At 45.7% G+C, this 18,780-nt stretch carries 13 protein-coding genes and 1 rRNA gene; 5 read left to right on the plus strand and 9 right to left on the minus strand.

The window, feature by feature from the left end:
• A complete protein-coding gene (prmA, locus tag HQ29_RS01240) occupies window positions 1-879 on the minus strand; it encodes a 50S ribosomal protein L11 methyltransferase (RefSeq protein WP_052089661.1) in 879 nt (292 codons plus the stop codon).
• A 459-nt stretch (window positions 880-1,338) separates the two neighbouring features.
• Window positions 1,339-3,936, minus strand: a complete 2,598-nt coding sequence (gene clpB / locus HQ29_RS01245) for an ATP-dependent chaperone ClpB (RefSeq protein ID WP_036867124.1) — start codon at window positions 3,934-3,936, stop codon at window positions 1,339-1,341.
• A gap of 255 nt (window positions 3,937-4,191) precedes the next feature.
• On the opposite strand from clpB, the gene panC reads away from it, so the two are divergent.
• The 3 genes from panC to HQ29_RS01260 are packed head-to-tail and all read left to right on the plus strand — an operon-like array spanning window position 4,192 to window position 8,318.
• Window positions 4,192-5,049 carry a pantoate--beta-alanine ligase gene (gene panC, locus HQ29_RS01250; RefSeq protein WP_036867126.1) on the plus strand — a complete coding sequence of 286 codons (858 nt, stop codon included), beginning with the start codon at window positions 4,192-4,194 and terminating at the stop codon, window positions 5,047-5,049.
• A 37-nt stretch (window positions 5,050-5,086) separates the two neighbouring features.
• On the plus strand, window positions 5,087-6,583 hold the full coding sequence (locus HQ29_RS01255; protein WP_161781548.1) for a glycoside hydrolase family 10 protein: 1,497 nt from the start codon (window positions 5,087-5,089) through the stop codon (window positions 6,581-6,583).
• A gap of 34 nt (window positions 6,584-6,617) precedes the next feature.
• Window positions 6,618-8,318, plus strand: a complete 1,701-nt coding sequence (locus HQ29_RS01260) for a putative transporter (protein WP_036849091.1) — start codon at window positions 6,618-6,620, stop codon at window positions 8,316-8,318.
• Window positions 8,319-9,502: 1,184 nt separating this feature from the next.
• Here HQ29_RS01260 and gltA read toward each other — a convergent pair.
• Genes gltA through HQ29_RS01300 form a run of 6 tightly spaced genes read right to left on the minus strand, consistent with a single transcriptional unit; the run spans window position 9,503 to window position 15,815 of the window.
• A complete protein-coding gene (gene gltA / locus HQ29_RS01275) occupies window positions 9,503-10,996 on the minus strand; it encodes an NADPH-dependent glutamate synthase (RefSeq protein WP_036867132.1) in 1,494 nt (497 codons plus the stop codon).
• A gap of 5 nt (window positions 10,997-11,001) precedes the next feature.
• A complete protein-coding gene (locus tag HQ29_RS01280; RefSeq protein ID WP_036867134.1) occupies window positions 11,002-11,817 on the minus strand; it encodes a sulfide/dihydroorotate dehydrogenase-like FAD/NAD-binding protein in 816 nt (271 codons plus the stop codon).
• 42 nt (window positions 11,818-11,859) lie between these two features.
• Complete coding sequence (locus tag HQ29_RS01285) at window positions 11,860-13,347, minus strand: lytic transglycosylase domain-containing protein (protein WP_081964600.1); 1,488 nt, start codon at window positions 13,345-13,347, stop codon at window positions 11,860-11,862.
• Window positions 13,348-13,374: 27 nt separating this feature from the next.
• Window positions 13,375-14,052, minus strand: coding sequence for a DUF5683 domain-containing protein (locus tag HQ29_RS01290; protein WP_036792928.1), 678 nt, complete (start codon window positions 14,050-14,052; stop codon window positions 13,375-13,377).
• A gap of 28 nt (window positions 14,053-14,080) precedes the next feature.
• Complete coding sequence (locus HQ29_RS01295; RefSeq protein ID WP_036867136.1) at window positions 14,081-15,001, minus strand: ParB/RepB/Spo0J family partition protein; 921 nt, start codon at window positions 14,999-15,001, stop codon at window positions 14,081-14,083.
• Between the two features lie 22 nt (window positions 15,002-15,023).
• Window positions 15,024-15,815, minus strand: coding sequence for a ParA family protein (locus HQ29_RS01300; RefSeq protein WP_036849213.1), 792 nt, complete (start codon window positions 15,813-15,815; stop codon window positions 15,024-15,026).
• Window positions 15,816-16,122: 307 nt separating this feature from the next.
• Between HQ29_RS01300 and HQ29_RS01305 the strand changes: the two genes are divergently transcribed.
• Together HQ29_RS01305 and HQ29_RS01310 are read left to right on the plus strand one after the other, a co-directional pair.
• A complete protein-coding gene (locus tag HQ29_RS01305) occupies window positions 16,123-16,566 on the plus strand; it encodes an NADPH-dependent FMN reductase family protein (RefSeq protein ID WP_036867149.1) in 444 nt (147 codons plus the stop codon).
• A gap of 47 nt (window positions 16,567-16,613) precedes the next feature.
• Entirely contained in the window at window positions 16,614-18,071 is a 1,458-nt protein-coding gene (locus tag HQ29_RS01310; RefSeq protein WP_036867138.1) for a catalase, read from the plus strand.
• 350 nt (window positions 18,072-18,421) lie between these two features.
• Here HQ29_RS01310 and rrf read toward each other — a convergent pair.
• A 5S ribosomal RNA gene (gene rrf / locus HQ29_RS01320) occupies window positions 18,422-18,523 on the minus strand.
• Window positions 18,524-18,780 lie beyond the last annotated feature (257 nt).

The raw sequence follows: 18,780 nt of genomic DNA on the forward strand, positions 1-18,780 counted from the left end.
TCATTGGTTATTTCGTGCAGCCATGAGTGCGCACCATTCATTGTTTACAATCTGCTTTCTTATCCCAAATCCATGTTCGGAAAGCGCTTTTTCTATCATGGGCACATCCTGTTTATAGAATCCACTTAGGAAGATTGCTCCACCCGGTTTTATGGTAGAGATATAAAGGGAAAGATCTTCCATGATAATATTTCTGTTGATATTGGCAATGAAAATATCTACCGGGGCGGACTCTTTCAATAGTTGCGCATCGCCATGCAGTACAATGATTTTATCAACATTGTTGAGGAGGGCATTATCCAAAGTGTTCCGATAGCACCACTCATCTATGTCTATTGCAGTAATGTTTTCGGCTCCTTTGAGGGCGGTATAGATAGCCAATATCCCGGTACCACACCCCATATCCAGGACACTTTTGCCATGTAACTCCTCTTCACTCAGTAGAGAGATCATTCCGGATGTCGTGCTGTGATGTCCCGTTCCGAAAGCCATCTGAGGTTGTATGAGTAGCTCTGTACAAGGAGCCGTTCCGCCATGTGGGGCATGAAATGGAGCACGGATGTAGCAGTCTGCCACGGTAATGGGAGAGAAAAAGTTCTTTTCCCACTCCTCATTCCAGTTTTTATCCTCCATCTCTTCCGATGAATAAGATATTTCGAATCCATCTATCGGCAAAGCTCTGAGGGCTTCCTCCACCGCTTCCGTCAGAGAAGAAGATTTTGGAGCATAAGCCAACAATGAGCCTTCGTCCGTCTGTTCAAAACTTTCAAAACCGCCATCGGCAAGAAATTGGGAGAGAAGATCGAATATCAGAGACCGCTCTATATCTTTAGCTTCACTTGAAAAGGATATTTCAAACCTGTACTGAATATACTTCATTTTCTTATCAATATATCTCTACAAAGATAGCTATTCAATATCGTTTCAACAATCTGTACAGAGAGGTAAAGGTAATGCCCGGCAGCCGAGACCTGTTCTCAATGATGAATTTTCGAGTTTGAATCTTATTATGAACCTGTTAAAGAAAAGAGTTGACCATGTTCAAATCTTCTGCTAAACAGGATAAAAACTATAAATCAAGGCATGACTCGTGAAAATCACACCCTGATTTACAGAAACCAAACCTTGAAGCTCGCAAATCATGCCTCGACTCGAAGATGTTTAAGCTTTTAGTGAAACTCTTTAATCTGTTCATGAAGATTTGCGAACAGGTTCAACGTATTTTATTTCAAGAGACAAGCATCTTGCCAAATCACTTGTTGAGATCAGGCATTGACTTTCGTGCCGGGCTTTCTTTCTATTCCCCTGTCAAGCAAGACAACAACTCATTTGTTACAATTATGATTGAAGAAAAACGTATTCTCCCTCCTTATAATCCACAAGAATGGTTTTGTCTGTGCTTAAACTGTTGCTCAACAATGCTTTGGAAAGCTCGTTCAGAACTCTTCTCTTGATCACTCTCTTCACGGGTCTTGCTCCAAACTGCGGATCATATCCCTCCAAAGCAAGTTCTTTCACGGCTTCTTCAGAGAAGTCTATCTTTATCATATTTTCTTCGAGCATCTTCCGTATTCCTTCAAGTTGCAGTCTGACGATCTTAAATATCTCTTCCTGCGATAGAGGAGCAAACACTATTGTTTCATCTATACGGTTTAGAAGCTCCGGTCGTATCGTTCTCTTCAAAAGCGCCAACACTTTCTCTTTGCTCTCTTTCAAGACTCTGTCCGATCCGGTACGTTCATACTCTTCCATGCTTTCTCGGATAATATCGGATCCGAGATTAGAAGTCATGATGATAATAGTATTCTTGAAGTTCACGGTACGTCCTTTGTTGTCTGTCAGTCGTCCGTCATCCAAGACTTGAAGCAGGATATTGAACACTTCCGGATGTGCTTTCTCTATCTCATCGAAGAGTATCACGGAGTAAGGCTTTCTTCTTATGGACTCTGTGAGCTGTCCTCCTTCATCGTATCCGACATATCCCGGAGGTGCACCAATAAGACGAGTTGCAGAAAACTTTTCTTGATATTCACTCATATCTATGCGTGTCATCATGTTTTCGTCATCAAACAGCAGTTCTGCCAAAGCTTTTGCCACTTCTGTCTTACCCACACCAGTCGTTCCCAAGAAGATGAAAGAGCCGATAGGTCGCTTAGGATCTTGAAGCCCTGCTCTCGAACGTCTCACGGCATTAGCGATGGCAGAGATAGCTTCTTCTTGTCCCACCACTCTTTTGTGCAGCTCCTCTTCCAAGTGCAGCAGCTTCTCTTTCTCCGATGACATCATCTTGCTTACAGGAATATTGGTCCATTTGGAGACAACATCGGCTATATCGTCCTGATCCACCACTTCTTTGACCATTGCGTTATCTCCTTGTATTTTGATCAGTTCCTGTTCTGCCTCCGCTATCTGCTTCTTCTTGGTCTCTATTTTCCCATATCTTATTTCGGCGACTTTACCATAATCGCCCTCGCGTTCTGCTTTATCCGCAAGGTAGTTAAGCTCTTCGATCTCCGTCTTGTTGGCTTGGATGATTCCGATCTGCTCTTTCTCTTTCTGCCAACGTGCTCTCAACTGCATCTCGTCCTCCTTCAAAGATGCAATTTCTGCAAGTATGGCTTTCATCTTGAGCTCATCGTTGTCGAGCTTTATGGCTTCACGCTCTATCTCCAGTTGCTTTATCTTTCTAGAGATTTCATCCAACTCTTCCGGCAAAGAGTCTATCTGCATTCTCAATCGGGCAGATGCTTCATCCATCAAATCTATTGCCTTGTCCGGTAAAAATCTGTCTGTTATATAACGAGAAGATAGTTTTACGGCAGCTATGATGGCATCATCTTTTATTCTGATCTTATGATGATTTTCGTACTTCTCCTTTATTCCTCGCAGGATAGAGATAGTACTCAACTCATCAGGTTCTTCTACCATTACGATTTGGAAGCGTCTTTCGAGAGCTTTGTCTTTCTCAAAATATTTTTGATACTCGTTGAGCGTCGTTGCTCCTATCGCATGCAGTTCGCCACGAGCAAGAGCAGGCTTCAGAATATTAGCGGCATCCATCGCCCCTTCACTCTTTCCGGCTCCCACAAGAGTGTGAATCTCGTCTATGAAAAGAATGATATTCCCTTCCGATTTAGACACTTCGTTTACCACTCCTTTGAGTCGCTCTTCAAACTCTCCCTTGTATTTTGCACCGGCTATCAAAGCTCCCATATCGAGCGAATAGACCTCTTTGGTTTTTAGATTCTCCGGGACATCTCCTCTAACGATACGGTGAGCAAGCCCTTCGGCTACGGCAGTCTTCCCTACCCCCGGTTCTCCTATCAGGATAGGGTTATTTTTCGTTCTTCTTGAAAGGATCTGCAACACTCTTCGTATCTCTTCATCCCGACCGATAACCGGATCCAGCTTACCGCTTCTAGCTTTCTCTGTGAGATTTTGAGCATACTTGCCGAGTGCATCGTAGTTGTCATCCGAAGATTGAGAGGTAATATTGCTTCCCTTTCTCAGCTCCATAATTGCTGTTTTAAGTGCTTGCTCCGTAGCTCCCATATCCTTTAAAAGATGTGCCGCATCCGCTCCTTTCTGAAGGATGGCAAGCAGTAAGTGTTCTACCGCAACGTATTGGTCTTTGAAATCCGTTGCAAGTTGAGAGGCATGGGAAAGCACTGCATTTGAAGCTGAAGAGAGATAGGGCTCCGAAGCTCCCCCTGTTACACGAGGAAGAGAAGCTATTTTATCTTTAATTCGTTTCCTGAGAGTTTCCGGATCTATTCCGATCTTTGGGAATATATAACCGGACAGATGCTCTGCTTCTTCCATTATAGCAAGAAGGATATGCAGGGGATCGATGGATTGTTGATGCTCTTGTTGCGCAAGCATTATCGCTTTTTGAATGATCTCTTGCGACTTGATAGTCATATTATTCCAGTTCATGATATATGTTTTTAGGTTTTGTACTATTTGCTATTGTGAACGATAAAGTACAATCAAAAGCATAACCCAAGTGTCCTGACTGCAGAAAACGGCAGATATACTAAGCCAAAAGTAACATATAACATCTTAAAATGTCATATATCATCCGCTAAAACGTCATTCTTATATGACAAATGACAGAGTTTAAGTAATAAAATCCTATTTATTTGGGTAACTTTGCGGACATAATAAAAACATAATCAGAACAAACACCAAATGGTAACAATAGACAATATAAAGCTTCTAAAAGAGAAACTTTCAGAAGAGAGAACGCAAGCAAAGAAGATAGGATTTGTTCCTACAATGGGTGCTCTTCACGATGGACATATCAGTTTGGTCAAACGCTCCATCAGCGAAAATGATATTACAGTAGTCAGCGTCTTCCTGAACCCCACGCAGTTTAACAACGCAAGAGATTTTGAGACCTATCCGAGAGATCTGGACAGAGATCTAAGGCTACTCTCCGAGGCAGGAGCAGACTATGTTTTTGCTCCGACAGTGGAAGAGATATATCCTAAAGACGAACCTCGCCAATCTCCTTTCGATCTCGGACGAGTGGCAGAGGTCATGGAAGGTAAGCATCGTCCCGGACACTTTGCCGGAGTTGCGGAGGTGGTTTCCAAACTTTTCAGAATAGTGGAGCCGGATAAAGCATACTTTGGAGAAAAAGATTTTCAACAGATTGCCGTTATTCGCCGAATGCTCTCTCTCATGCCGGATGTATCTATTGAGATCATCCCTTGTGAAATAGTGAGGGAAAAGGATGGACTTGCAATGAGTTCTCGCAACACTCGGCTCAACGAAGAAGAACGCCGATCTGCTCCATTCATCTACAAAGCTCTTAAACATGGTGTAGAGCTGTTTCGTAAAGGATCTTCTGTGGAAGAGGTGTATAAAGCCGTGATTGAGCAAATAGACCAAACTCCTCACTTGAAAGTGGAATACTTCTCTATCGTGGATGGAGAGAGTCTCGAAGATATCAAATGCTGGGAAGAGAGTCGGGTACCGGTAGGATGTATTACAGTCTATTGCGGCGAAGTGCGGCTTATAGACCACATCCATTTTACAAGCTAATATCAGACAAACCATGAACAGCACCACCTTTATAAGAATGGCAATAAGGACCGGAAGACCTCTACTCCTTATTGCTATCCTTGTTTTAAGTTCTATACTTCCTTCCGCTGCGGAACGACCGACAAGTCTTTATCCTAAAAGAGAGATGCGCGCAGTCTGGCTGACGACACTTTACGGTCTGGATTGGCCCAAGGCTCGGACAGCGGTATTACAACGACAAGAGATAGATTGTATGCTCGACAGCCTCCGGTCTGCACATTTCAACACCGTATTTATACAGGTAAGAGGGCGGGGAGATGTCATTTACAAGAGTAAGTTTGAGCCGGTCATGCTGCCTTTCAGGGCTGCAATGTCGCAAGATAAAAGCTATGATCCTCTTGCTTATGTCATACAGGGGTGTCATGACAGAGGGATGGAATGTCATGCCTGGATGGTTACCCTTAAAATGGCAAATGTCTCCGAATTCAGACACGCACCGAAAGACTCCTACATAAAAAGGTACAGGGCTCACACTATTCGTCATAACGGGGAGATCTATATGGATCCGGCTTCCGATCATGCTCGAAAGTTTCTTGCGGATATGGCAGAAGAGCTTGCTTCCAACTACGATATAGATGGTATCCACCTGGACTATATCAGGTATCCCGAAAGAGCTGAGAAGCTGAATGACCAACGTTCCTACAAAAGATCCAAAAGCAATCTTTCCCACTCTGCATGGCGAGAGGAGAATATTCACAGGACAGTCTCCATGATATATGACAGAGTGAAAAGCGTAAAGCCGCACATTCAAGTCAGTGCATCACCCATCGGGAAGTATAGCAATGGTGTGAAGAACAACGGACATGTATGGACGGCAAAAGAGTCTGTTCATCAAGATCCCGTGGCATGGAAGCGTTCGGGGAAGATAGACTTTGTAGTCCCGATGATGTATTTTAAGGGAGAAGACTTCTTCTATCACCTCAAGAAGTGGAACAGAGAGATGGATGGGAAGATGGTAGCCGGGCTTGCCTCATACAAGATGCTCAAAAGTCAAGGCGGATGGGACTACACAGATCTCAAACAACAGATTGACAGCTGCCGAGCCGAGTCCGGAGTGGGAGGAATCTGTTTCTTCAGAGCCGAGCAGCTTTTTGACAATAAGTATGGTCTTTGGAACTATCTGCGCCAAGAAGCGTTCACTCGCCCGGCTCTTCTTCCGCTCAGATCATCCAATCCGGCAGCACCGGAGTCTGTCCCGGAGATTACGGACTTCTCTCTGCACGGAGATACACTGGTGGCAGAGTGGAGCTATGCAGGGAAAGACTCTCCCACATTCAACATCTATATCTCCATGGATGGGAATGATGTCCGGACGGAAACCTCCGAATACCTTTCACGTATCGGGATAAAAGAAAAAAAGCTTACCATTCCTCTTGGCAACATACCGGAGGATACGCTTATACAGATCACCGTAACGGCATATACCACAGAGTATGCCGAGAGTGCGCCGGCGCACTCTGCCGTCTATTATCACAGACCCAAAGAGCAACAATAAAGATCTTACAGACAAGTTGTAGTATATATATAATATGTGGACAGACGAAATCATATCTTTTCTCACCGAACCTTCCATCTTACAGGCAGTAGTAGCCTTATTCCTTGTCAGCGGTATAGGGATGTATTTAGGCAAGTTCAGCTTCAAGGGGGTGTCTTTGGGGCTTTCGATGGTATTCTTCATCGGTATCATCTGCTCGCACTTCGGGCTGAGAGTGGACTCTGAGATCCTTGCCTTTACCATCAACGTCGGGCTTATCCTTTATGTCTATACGCTGGGGCTTCAGGTCGGTCCGGCCTTCATCGAGTCTCTGAAGAAGAGAGGCATCGTGCTCAATCTCTGGGCTACAGCCATCATTGTTCTGAGTATTGTGGTGATAGTGGTTCTTTATCTTATCTCCAACCAATCTCTCCCTCATCTGATGGGAGTATTGAGTGGAGCCGTAACCAACATGCCGGTCTTGGGGGCATCTCAGGAAGCCGTCAGCGGAGTATTGGTACATCAGGGAGCATCTCAGGAAGTGCTCTCGAAGACGCTTGCCGAGATGGCTATGGCTACTGCGATAGCTTATCCTTTCGGGGTGATCGGCGTTTTTATCGTCATAGCCATTCTCAAGACGCAGGTGCCTCGTTCCGGAGCATCGGCAGAAGAAGACGACACCGTCAAGACAATCACCAAAGAGTACCTCATAACCAACAGCGCCGTTGCGGGCAAAACCATCAGGGAGCTCATGACGCTCAACACCGTACCCATGCTGGTCTCGCGGATCTGGAGGGAGGGACGGTTTATGATGCCCAAGTCGGACACGGAGCTGCAGCCGGGCGATCACGTCCTTGTCGTGAGCGAAGAGGAACACCATCCCAAGATACTGCTTCTTTTGGGTGAAGAGGCAAAAGGAGTCCGGCCCGGAGAAGAAGTGATAGACTGGGAAGCCGCCAACGAATCGCTCGCATCCCGCAGAATCATCATAACCAGACAGGAGATCAACGGCGTACGTCTGGCATCCTTAGACCTCAGAAGCAGGATGAACATCAACGTAACCTCCGTCATCCGCGCAGGCATCACGCTGCTCCCCTCTCCCTCTCTCCGCCTGCAGATGGGCGACAGGCTCTCCGTCGTGGGCAAAGAAAGCGACCTCAAGGAGCTTTCCCGGATGATGGGCAACGAGCTGAAAGAGCTGGACACACCCTACCTCGTAACCCTTTTTATAGGGATGCTGCTGGGGTGCGTGCTGGGTGCCATCCCCATTGTGATACCGGGCATCTCCACGCCGATCAAGATGGGAATCGCCGGAGGTCCGCTCATTGCCGGTATTCTGATGAGTGCCTACGGAGTAAGGCTCCACCTGAACACCTACATCACCTCCAGCGCCAATCTGATGATACGCACCTTCGGCATCGTGCTTTTCATGGCTGCGCTCGGGCTCAGTTCGGGAGAAGGTTTCTTCGCGACCCTTTCGCAAGGTCCCGGACTGATATGGATGGCTCTCGGCACTGCCGTCACCGTCCTGCCTCCCCTCATCATCGGCTACATCTGCATGAAGTGGTTCAAGCTCTCCTTCAGCCACACGGCAGGAGTTGTATGCGGCAGCATGGCCAATCCCATAGCTCTCGACTACGCCTCCTCTCTCGTAAAAGGCGACACCATTGCGGTGTCTTACGTCACGGTTTACCCCCTCACGATGTTCGCCAGAGTGATTGCCGCGCAGCTCACCGTGGGGATCATCATGGGATGACGGCGGGACGAACAGCCCGTCTGCCATCACTTCTCCCCCACGGCTCCGCATCGTTTGCCGCAAATCAATAGGGGACAGACAGATAAACAAGTAAAAGCAACGTCGGTACGATACGTATCGGCGTTGCTTTCGTTACGGGTGCAAGCTCCCGAAACAGGCGGCAAACGCCCGGAGAGTTGAGAGCTTTTCTCCGGATTGTTACCGCCCGGCCTCTTCCCCCCTGCACTCTCATGAAGAAAAGAGTACGAACAAAAAGGGTCCGACAAAGCGTTCCGGGCATTGAAAATCGGGGCAGAAAACAGCGAAAAAAAGCGGAAAAACAGAGGCTTTTTTTCCCGTTTTGAGGCCGACTTTCGGCTCGACTATTTCAACCTTAATCGTAAAAATGTAATCTCCTGTTTAACAGCAAATTATATTCCTTGAGGATTTGGCGAAAATTTCTTGGCCAAGAAAATTTTTTTTCTTGGCCACAAAAATATTTTTTCTTGGCCACAAAAATTTTTTTTCTTGGCCACACAATTTTTTTTCCTTGCCCAAGCAGTTTTTTTTACGTGCGCACAGAGGTTTTTTTTCGTGCGCACAGAAATTTTTTTTCGTGCGCACAGAAATTTTTTTTCATGCGCACGTAAATTTTTTTTCGTGCGCACGTAAATTTTTTTTCATGCGCACAGAANCACAGAAATTTTTTTTCATGCGCACGTAAATTTTTTTTCGTGCGCACGTAAATTTTTTTTCATGCGCACAGAAATTTTTTTTCATGCGCACAGAAATTTTTTTTCATGCGCACGTAATTTTTTTTCATGCGCACAGAAATTTTTTTTCGTGCGCACAGAAATTTTTTTTCATGCGCACAGAAATTTTTTTTCGTGCGCACGTAAATTTTTTTTCATGCGCACAGAAATTTTTTTTCATGCGCACGTAAATTTTTTTTCGTGCGCACAGAAATTTTTTTTCATGCGCACGTAAATTTTTTTTCATGCGCACAGAAATTTTTTTTCATGCGCACGTAAATTTTTTTTCGTGCGCACGTAAATTTTTTTTCATGCGCACAGAATTTTTTTTCCTTGCGGAAGAAGATGTTGGGTATTCCCTTTTCAGGGACAGAATGGGAGGGAGGGGGGAAAAAGAAGTCCCACACTCTTCGGGAGAGTATGGGACTTCGAGAATCGGTATTTCGGGTCTCGTCAATGCGCCATGTAGGTTCGGGTCAGATAGTCGTGCATGCCTTTGGCTGCGTTTCTGCCGTCTCCCATGGCAAGGATCACGGTGGCTCCTCCACGCACGATGTCTCCGCCGGCAAAGATGTCGGGGATGTCGGCTTGGTTGTTTTCGCTCACGACGATGGTGCCGTGTCGGGTGATGGTGAGCCCCTGTATGCTCTTAGGGATGAGCGGATTGGGAGAGACACCCACGCTGACGATGGCTTCGTCCACGTCTATTTCGACCACGTCGCCCTCGATGGGCACGGGGGATCTGCGCCCGGATGCGTCCGGCTCGCCAAGCTCCATCCTCTGGAGCAGGATGGAGGTGAGGCGTCCTTTTTCGTCCCCTTTGTAGGCGATGGGGTTGTGAAGGGTGAGAAATTCGACTCCCTCTTCCTGTGCGTGGTGTACTTCTTCGAGACGGGCAGGCATTTCGTCCAGACCTCTCCGGTAGATGATCATGGCTCGCTTGGCTCCCAGACGGAGAGCCGTGCGGACGGAGTCCATGGCGGTGTTGCCCCCTCCGATGACGGCAACGCTGAGCCCTCTCGATACGGGGGTTTCGCTCGTTCGGGAGAAAGCTCCCATGAGATTGACGCGGGTGAGGTATTCGTTGCTGGACATGACGCCCACGAGGTTCTCTCCGGGAATGCCCATGAAGCGCGGAAGTCCTGCCCCGCTGCCGATGAACAATCCCTTGAAGCCCTCCCGGTGAAGATCTTCGTAGGAGAGCGTCTTGCCCACGATGCAGTTGGTCTCAAACTTTACTCCCAGCTCGCGGAGCTTGCGGATCTCAAACTCCACAATGTCGTTGGGCAGGCGAAACTCCGGGATGCCGTACTTCAACACGCCTCCGATCTCGTGCAGCGCCTCGAAGACCGTGACGTCGTAGCCGTACTTTGCCATGTCGCCGGCAAACGAAAGCCCTGCCGGTCCGCTGCCCACAACCGCAACCTTGATGCCGTTGCCCTTCGGAAGGGGGGCTTTTTCGGCTGCGTGGCGGAGCGTATGCTCGCGCTCGAAGTCTGCCGCATAACGTTCCAGGTAGCCTATCGCCACAGGCTCTTTCTTGAGCTTGAGGGTGTAGAAGCATTGAGACTCGCACTGCTTCTCCTGCGGACAGACACGTCCGCAAACGCCGGGGAGAGCCGTGGTCTCCCGCAGGACGCGAGCGGCTTCGAGCACTTCCCCACGCTCGATGTTTTTGATGAAGGTCGGGATATGGATCCTCACGGGACAGCCGTTCATGCAGGTGGGATCCACACAGTCGAGACAGCGCACCGACTCCTGTCCGGCCTGCTCGTGAGAGAGCCCGAGATTGACCTCTTCGTTGTTCTTGTTCCGGATGTCGGGATCCAACGCGGGCATCACGACACGAGGGGTTGCGATACGGTCTTTCGCCTTGACGCTCTTGCGCAACAGCTCTCTCCACTCTTCTGCCCGACGTTCTGCTATTTGCTCTTTTTCGGTTGGCATAGGGCTTAATCTTCTCTGCGGTTCAACTCCTGTTCATACTCCCTGTAAGCTCCCTGACGAAGCAACATCTCATCAAAGTCTACCTGATGAGCATCAAACTCCGGCCCGTCCACGCATACAAAGCGTGTCTTTCCGCCCACGGTTACTCTGCAAGCTCCGCACATCCCCGTGCCGTCTACCATGATGGTGTTGAGCGATGCCATGGTGGGGACGTTGTACTTCTTGGTCAGAAGCGATACGAACTTCATCATGATGGCAGGCCCGATCGTTACGCAAAGGTCTACCTTCTCTCTCAGAATCACCTGCTCGACGCCCTCGGTTACAAGCCCTTTCTGTCCGTACGAGCCGTCGTCCGTCATGATGATCACTTCGTCCGAGTGCCGGCGCATGAGCTCTTCCATGATGATAAGCTCCTTGGAACGGGCAGCCAGCACGACGATGACCCTGTTCCCGGCTTCGTGCATCGCCTGAACAATGGGGAACAGCGGAGCAACGCCCACTCCCCCTCCGGCACAAACAACGGTGCCAAACTTTTCTATGTGAGTGGCTTGCCCCAAAGGCCCGACCAGGTCTTGGATATAGTCGCCCTCCGACAACTCGCACAGCTTCTTCGAGCTGCGACCTACATTCTGTACCACAAGTGTGATGGTGCCTGCCTCCGGATCTGCTCCGGCAATGGTCAAAGGTATTCTTTCTCCCTTTTCTCCGACACGAAGAATCACAAAGTGCCCGGCTTTGCGCGACCTCGCAATCCGGGGCGCTTCCACTTCAAATCGGACGACACGGGGAGAGAGAAACTCTTTTTTCAGAATTTTGTTCATACAATAATCGTTCTAAAAACAGTAGTTGCTCCTTCTTTATTCTTAAGGAATGATTAGTTTCTGACCTATTTTGATGTTGTTACTCCTGAGTCCGTTGGCTCGCTTGAGAGATGTTACGGTTACTCCCTTGTATTTAGCGGCTATCCCTCCGAGAGTATCTCCTTTCTTTACTGTATAATATCGCTTTGCCGATCCCGTTGTTACACGCGAACGCTGTTTTTTGTTTTTCTGTGGCTCTGTGGTGTCTATGCCGGCTACGGTGATGTTTGAGGCATCTGTGTCTTTAGGCAGTCTTATAAGCAGCTTTGTTCCGACCCGCAGAGAAGAGATGCCGGCATTCCACTCTTTGATCTCGCTTACCGTTACTTCGTACTTTCGGGAGATAGAAGCAAATGTCTCCCTCTTCCTTACGGTGTGGTAAATCTCCTTATATTCGACCTCTTTTACTTCCTCGCCCTTACCTGCAAAAGGAGCCAGGGCATTCAATGAGTCCCTTTTGAAAGAGAAGGTCAAAGCCGCCTGAGTAGGGAGAGTGAGCACCTGCGTAGTATAAGTACCGGGAACAATGTTGTGCTTGTACTTGGGGTTGAGAGATTTGATAACGTCCACAGGCTCGCCGGAAAGGAGGCTGATCTCTTCGAAGGTCCTTTTCGTTCGGATATGTATAGTGTCCGTAGCCAATACCACATCCATCGTTTGAGGTTCTATACCGTGAGACTTGTAATACTCCATCGTATAGTAAGCGGCTATGAACAGGGGGACGTAAGCACGAGTTTCTCTGGGTAAATACGGAAAGATGTCCCAAAATTTTCTCTTTCCTCCGGCTCTTCGTATCGCTTTATTCACATTGCCGGGACCGCAATTGTACGAAGCGATAACAACCAGCCAGTCTTGGTAGATCTCGTACATATCCTTGAAATAACGAGCGGCAGCTTCTGTGGCAAGACGAGGATCCCTGCGCTCATCTATGAGACTGTTGATGTCAAGACCATAAACCTTTCCGGTATTCAGCATAAACTGCCACAAACCTGTTGCGCCCATCCTTGACACGACAAACGGATTAAGGTTGCTCTCTACAATAGCAAGATACTTCAGTTCATGGGGCAGGTTGTGCTTGTCGAAGACTTCCTCTATCATGGGGAAATATAACCCGGTCTTTGGCAACATGGTGGAAACTAAAGCCCTTCTTCTATTGACATATAGCTCTATACACTCCCGGACAACGCTATTATAGCTCAATGGTATTCTGCTTGGCAGGGCTGCCAATCGGTTTATGTAAACAGAGTCTGCGAGATAAGAAGGATAGACCTGATTTTTTGATGCGGTATTAGGCTTACCAATTTTATAATAATCGGTATATCTCTGAGAGATCAGACTATCTACTTTTTCATCTAAATTCTCCGGTAATAATCCAAGATCTGCCTCCACCGTAACAATCTCAAGAGAGTCCAACGAACTCTCTATTGCCTTGGAAGAGAGATACGAAAAGAAAAATAAGCTGATAAAAAGTAAATATCTTGGTCTAATCATTGAAACAAGATTTAGGATTGGAGAAAACTAAAAACTAAATGCCAAGCCAACGCCAAGAGACTGCTGCGGCAAAAAAGCATGTCTTTGAACGGTCGGCTGGACAGACATTGAAATGTCCGGACTAATATCAAATGTGAACAACTCGGCATCTACATAAGCATCGACCATAACCAAAGCATAGACTGCAGCAGCAACAATAATACTCAAGTCCCTATTACGGCGAAAAAAGTCTCGCCCTCGTTTTAAGTTGTTCTCCAAAGAGGTTTTGAGAGAAGGATTCGTTATGTATGTTTCGGGATCTTGTCCAAAAGGAACAAAGTCTTTCCAAGTGGAATGCTCCATCGGATTAGGACTTCTAAACTCTGAATATGCAGTAGCATAGTCTGTTAAGTTGGCATGATTCCATGATATTGCATAATAGCAAGCCGTATATGCTGTGGCTATTATGGGAAGTTTCCAGTACTGTCTGTTGTAAAGCTGCCCGGCTCCGGGTATAATAGACCAAAGGAGAGCTGTTGTAGAATTGGGAATAAAAGGCTTTTTAATTTTAGGAGACTTAGCAGGGTTTGTCGTAGTTTCTGCCACGGAGATATTTGTTTCTGTTATCTCTAAGCTATCAATCAGAACTTTTTCTGCTGAAAATCCATTCAATGCAAAAATAATACTGACGATAAAAGCTCCTATAAACAATCTTATAAACCTCATAGAATCCATGGTAAATAGACTTAAGTCTTTATTTATTGGGAAGTGAGTCCAAAAGATGAAGGATTTCTTCCAACTGCTCTTCTGAAGTAAAAGGAATAGTAATCTTGCCTTTCCCCTGTTTGCTCAGACTAAAGTTTACATTTGTCTTAAATATTGCCGAGAAACGCTGCGCCAACAGATCCAACTCTACGGCTTTTTCTGCTGTTTTCTTGGGAGTGCCCGTTTCAGTAGTATCATTATCCAATCGCTTCTCATCATCTTTGTATCGCTTGACAATAGCCTCTACTTGACGCACCGAAAGATGGTCTATCAAAATCTGACGATACAACTCTATCTGTAAAGCAGAATCCTCCAATGGAAGCAGTGCTCTAGCATGCCCCATATCTATTACTTTATCTTTAAGACCCATCTGAACTTCTGACGGAAGCTTGAGAAGGCGAAGATAGTTTGCTATTGTAGCTCTGTTTTTTCCAACTCTCGAACTTAATTCCTCTTGAGTTAGTTGATACTCTTCTATCAATCTTTTAAAAGCAAGAGAAACCTCTATCGGATTGAGATCTTCTCTCTGAATATTTTCAATGAGAGCCATCTCCATAACCTGTTCGTCTTCTGCTGTACGAACATAGGCAGGAATGGTAGTCAAACCGGCTATAAGAGAAGCTTTATATCGGCGCTCTCCCGATATTATTTTATAACGCTTGCCCTTTTCTCCTTTATTTACAAATACAGTAATAGGCTGAATAATGCCAACAGACTTAATAGAATTAGCAAGTTCAGACAACGCATCTTCATCAAAAAAAGAACGTGGTTGCTCTTTATTTGGTTCTATCTCCTCGAGAAGTATCTCCGATATAGAAGATGCTCCTGATGGCTGAATATCAGGCATAATATCATCCCCCAATAAAGATCCTAATCCTCTTCCAAGCGATCTATTTCTTTTTTTACTCATTAAAATCTCACTATATTTTCGTTTAGGATGCAAAAACAGCAGACTTCCGTGAGTCCTCTTTTGCTAAAATCTCACGCGCCAACTGCATGTAGTTTTGAGCTCCACGGCTATCTACGTCATAATATAATATCGGTTTCCCATGACTAGATGCCTCACTCAAACGAGTATTTCTATGTATAACAGTAGAGAATACCATCCCTTTGCATCTGGCCTTAAGATCCTCATAAATATCATTCGAGTGACGAGTACGAGCATCATACATCGTTACCAAAAAGCCCTCAATCTCTAAAGAAGGATTACGAGTTTGCTTTATAGTCTTAAACGTAGATAATAACTTGACCAGACCCTCCAATGCAAAATACTCCGCTTGTACCGGCACCAAAAGTGTGTCTGCAGCTATAAGAGCTCCCACAGTTATAAGTCCTAATGAGGGAGAACAGTCTATAAGAATATAGTCGTATTCCCCACGCACTTCATTAACAAGGCATCGTAGAACAAACTCTCTCTCTTTTCGTTTTAGCAATTCAACTTCAGCTCCAACGAGATCGGAACTAGAAGGTAAGACATCCAGATGCTCAATGGAAGTAGGAACAATACACTCTTTGGCTGACAAACCATCCATAAGAGAGTCATAAATATCTGCCTCCAATGTATCAAGGAGTATTCCCAATCCGGAAGATGCATTAGCTTGTGGATCGGCATCTACAACCAAAACTCTCTTTTCTAAAACAGCTAAAGATGCCGCAAGATTTATAGTTGTGGTGGTCTTACCAACTCCCCCCTTTTGGTTTGCTATAGCTATTACCTTCGCCATACGTATTGATTCTTTTTCACTTGGCAAAGCTACATTATTTTTGGGTCTCTTCCAATATTGTTTCTTCTTGCAAAGTTGTTCTTGAACACTGAACAAACAGAAAAAATCTTGAACAAAAGATCTTTGAATGAAATTAAGAAAACAATACTGCACTATTACCATGAATTGTGCTGTCATAAATATTCTGCAACTAAACAAGACAGTAGAAAACTATTATAGACAAAATCTATATGATCCAATAATGACTCAATTGTTTTTGAGAATATCTCTAAATATCTTTGTCTCAGTAGAAATTCATAAAAATAATATGAAAGCAACTATATTATATCAAAGCAAAAAAGGGAAAACAGCTGCATGGGCGAGAGAGATGGCAATGTATCTGTGGAGTAAAGGTGTAGATGTAAATTTTGGAGCTCTTTCAGACTTTAAATTTGAGCAAATAAAAAATTCGGATTTATTGATGCTGGGGAGTTGGACATGTGGATGGTTTGTTGTCAATCAGCATCCCAGTAAGATCTGGATAGAAGGCGCTAAAAAACTTCCTAACCAGCTACCTGAAAACCTTGTCTTGTTTGCAACATACAAGATTCACACGGGATCCATTTTCAACAGAATGAAAAGGCATCTCTGCTTATCCAACGTAATTTATACCGATGTAATGAAATCCAAAACCGGAGTTCTCTCCGAACGAGACAGACAAAAATTAGACGCTTACGTGAATAGAATAAAAACCGTACAGAGTAAAAATTAAAAGCGTCTGAATAAATACTTCATCATAAATTTAACACTTTAGAAAAAATGGAAAAGAACAAACTCACAACAGCAGCAGGAGCTCCGGTAGCAGACAATCAAAATGTTGCTACTGCAGGCAAACGTGGTCCTATGCTCTTGCAAGACATTTGGTTTTTGGAAAAACTTGCCCACTTTGACAGAGAGGTGATTCCTGAGCGTCGCATGCATGCTAAAGGATCTGGAGCATTCGGAACATTTACCGTAACTCATGACATCACAAAATACACCAAAGCGGCAATCTTTTCCGAAATCGGAAAGCAAACCGATCTTTTTGTCCGCTTCTCTACAGTAGCAGGAGAGCGAGGTGCCGCAGATGCGGAACGAGACATTCGTGGTTTTGCCATCAAATTCTACACAGAAGAGGGTAATTGGGACCTTGTCGGAAACAATACTCCTGTATTCTTTTTAAGGGATCCTCTCAAATTCCCGGATCTCAACCATGCCGTAAAACGAGACCCGCGCACCAACATGAGAAGCGCTCAAAACAATTGGGACTTTTGGACCCTTTTGCCCGAGGCACTTCATCAGGTAACCATAACAATGAGCGACAGAGGCATACCTGCAAGCTATCGTCATATGCACGGTTATGGAAGCCATACCTTCTCATTCATAAATGCGCAAGGAGTAAGGCACTGGGTAAAGTTTCATCTCCATACACAGCAAGGAATAAAAAACCTTACTGATGCGGAAGCAGAAGCTCTCATCGGAAAAGACCGCGAGAGTCATCAAAAAGATCTCTATGAAAGTATAGAACGAGGCGAATATCCTCGTTGGACACTCAAAATACAGATCATGACAGAAGAACAGGCAAAAACGCTTCCTTACAATCCTTTTGACCTCACAAAGGTTTGGTCCCAAAAGACATTCCCCCTCATTGAAGTCGGATTTTTGGAGCTGAATCGAAATCCTGAAAACTACTTTGCAGATGTCGAACAAGCCGCTTTCAATCCCGCGAACGTAGTACCCGGCATCAGCTTCTCCCCCGACAGGATGCTGCAAGGACGCCTGTTTTCATACGGAGACACTCAACGTTACAGACTTGGAGTAAACCATCACCAGATACCCGTCAATAGAAGCCGTTGTCCTTTCCTCAACATGTATCACAGAGACGGTGCCATGAGAGTAGACGGCAACTATGGTTCACGTATCGGCTACGAGCCCAACGGATACGGTCACTGGCAAGATCAAAATGAATACAAAGAACCTCCATTGGAGCTAGACGGAGCCGCATATCAATGGGATTTCAGAGAAGACGACTCCGATTACTACTCCCAGACAAGAGACCTATTCCACATCATGTCTCCGGATCAACAGCAAGTACTTTTTGAAAACACTGCCCGATCCATGGGAGACATACCCACAGAGATCAAGCTACGCCACATAACAAACTGTTATAAAGCGGATCCAGCCTATGGTAAAGGTGTTGCAGAAGCTCTTGGAATAGAATACTCTGAGCCCTCATAAAGAAAACAATTAGCATTACTACAATCTTATTAGAGACAAGAAAGGCTAAGCATTTCAGCATCACAAGCTGACAATGCTTAGCCTTTTTGTAAAGATTCTAAGGAATACCTCTTAATTTCTAATACACTTGACGACAAAACAATTCTCAAGAAACCTATAAAAACAAAGGAGAGAGCCATGTTCCTGTTACGGTTCATGTCTCTCTCCTTCTCTTCAAGTGGCGGCTACCTACTCTCCCATTTGCATAGTACCATCGGCGTGATCGGGCTTAACTGCTCTGTTCGGAATGNTGCAAAAACAAAGGAGAGAGCCATGTTCCTGTTACGGTTCATGCCTCTCTCCTTCTCTTCAAGTGGCGGCTACCTACTCTCCCATTTGCATAGTGCGTGATCGGGCTTAACTGCTCTGTTCGGAATGGTTAGAGGTGGATCCCCGATGCTATAGCCACCTTTATTGGCTTCGCAAGTCCGTCGGTTTCTTTGTTTCCCTTGTCTCGTTCGTTTCCCGCTCCGACTTCTTCGCTATCTCTTTCTCGTGTCCGAAGTATATCTTCCCACACTTCTTCCACGCTGTATGTCTAACATATACGGAGAAAAGAACATAGTCCTAAAACTACAATACCCTTTAATTGAGAGATCTTCTCAATATAAGCGTTCGGGAGATTAGTACCACTCGGCTGAATACATTACTGCACTTGCACCTGTGGCCT

The organism is Porphyromonas canoris (assembly GCF_000765975.1).
GTDB lineage: Bacteria > Bacteroidota > Bacteroidia > Bacteroidales > Porphyromonadaceae > Porphyromonas_A > Porphyromonas_A canoris.